This is a genomic window from Myceligenerans indicum, from assembly GCF_016742955.1.
Classification (GTDB): Bacteria; Actinomycetota; Actinomycetes; order Actinomycetales; family Cellulomonadaceae; genus Myceligenerans; species Myceligenerans indicum.
The window spans coordinates 1-1,462 of record NZ_JABBYC010000122.1; the positions used below are offsets into that span (position 1 = coordinate 1).

Sequence of the window (1,462 nt, forward strand, 5' to 3'; positions counted from 1 at the left end):
GAGCCTGTCAAATACGTCGTGTAAACGGTGGGCGGTTTTCAGTAGGTCAGGTAGGGGTTCATGCGTTCGGGGTAGGCCACGGCGAGCTGGGCGAGGGCCTGCTTCCAGTTCGTGGTGACCTGGCCCTCGACAAGGCGGCCTGAGGCCTTGCGCTTGCTCGCGGGCAGGCCCTTCTCCTTCTCACGGGCGCGGGCGCGTTTGTCCTCGATGTTGCAGATCGCGAGCCAGAGCAGCTTGCGGGCTGCTTCGTCGGACGGGAAGTGGCCGCGGTTCTTGGTGACCTTGCGCAGCTGGTAGTTGAGCGACTCGATCGAGTTCGTCGTGTAGATCACGCGGCGCAGCATGGGCGGGAACGCGAGGAACGGCGTGAACCGGTCCCACGCGTCTCGCCAGGTCGCTACGGCGTGGGGGTACTTGCGGCCCATCGGGGAGTCCTCGAACTCCAGCAGGGCCTCCAGGGCGGCTTCCTCGTTCGGCGCGGTGTAGACGGGCTTGAGGGCCTTCGTGACGGCCTTGCGGTCGCCGTAGGACACGAACCGCATCGACGCGCGGATCAGGTGGACCACGCAGGTCTGGACGAGGCTGTCGGGCCAGGTCGCCTCGATCGCGTCGGCGAACCCCCGCAGCCCGTCGGTACACACGATCAGCACGTCCCGTACCCCGCGGTTGGCCAGGTCAGCACACACCGAGGCCCAGAACTTGGCGCCCTCGGTGTTCTCGATCCAGATGCCCAGCACGTGCTTGATCCCGTCGATGTCCACGCCGACGGCGATGTGCGCGGCCTTGTTCCGCACGTGCGCGCCGTCACGGATCTTGAGCATGAGCGCATCGAGGTAGATCACGGGGTAGAACGCGTCCAGCGGCCTGTTCTGCCAGGCCAGGACCTCATCGGCGATCTCGTCCACGATGTTGCTGATCGTCTCGTGCGACAGCTCCGTACCGACCGTGGAAGCCAGGTGGTGCTCGATCTCCCGGATCGTCATCCCGCCCGCGTACAGGCTGATGATGATGTCATCCAGCCCGCCCAGCCTCCGAGCGCCCTTCGGCACCAGCATCGGCGTGAACGTGCCCGCCCGGTCCCGCGGGACATCGATCTTCACCTCACCGACCTCGGTGGCCAGCGTCTTGCTGCTCGTGCCGTTACGGGAGTTCCCGGTCCCATGACCGGCCGGGTCGTGCTTGGCATAACCCAGGTGCTCCGTGAGCTCGGCCTGCAGACCCCGCTCCAGGGCCGCCTTGATCATCGCCGGCACGAACCCGCCATCCCCGGTCAGCTGCAGCTTCCCCGAATCGATCTGCTCGAACAAGCCGTCCATCGCACCCGAAGCCACCAGCTCGGCCGCCAGAGCCGAGGTCGCATCCGTCCCCGAACCCGTCAGCTCCACATCTTCCATCGTCATCTCGTCCAGCACACTCCATCTCGATCAGGCCCACAGCCTTACACGAGGTATTTGACACGCCC

The 1,462-nt window shown here is 65.9% G+C and carries 1 protein-coding gene; it reads right to left on the reverse strand.

Features of this window, described 5'->3' with window-relative positions; all coding sequences use genetic code 11:
- Positions 1–38 precede the first annotated feature (38 nt).
- Positions 39–1,394: an IS256 family transposase gene (locus tag HGK34_RS22175; RefSeq protein ID WP_201851585.1), complete on the reverse strand. Its 1,356-nt coding sequence runs from the start codon at positions 1,392–1,394 to the stop codon at positions 39–41.
- Between the last annotated feature and the right edge of the window lie 68 nt (positions 1,395–1,462).

What these genes read in the sequence shown, in the direction of transcription:
- HGK34_RS22175 (WP_201851585.1), bottom strand. Translation starts at nt 1,394, where the DNA reads ATGGAAGATGTGGAGCTGACGGGTTCGGGGACGGATGCGACCTCGGCT.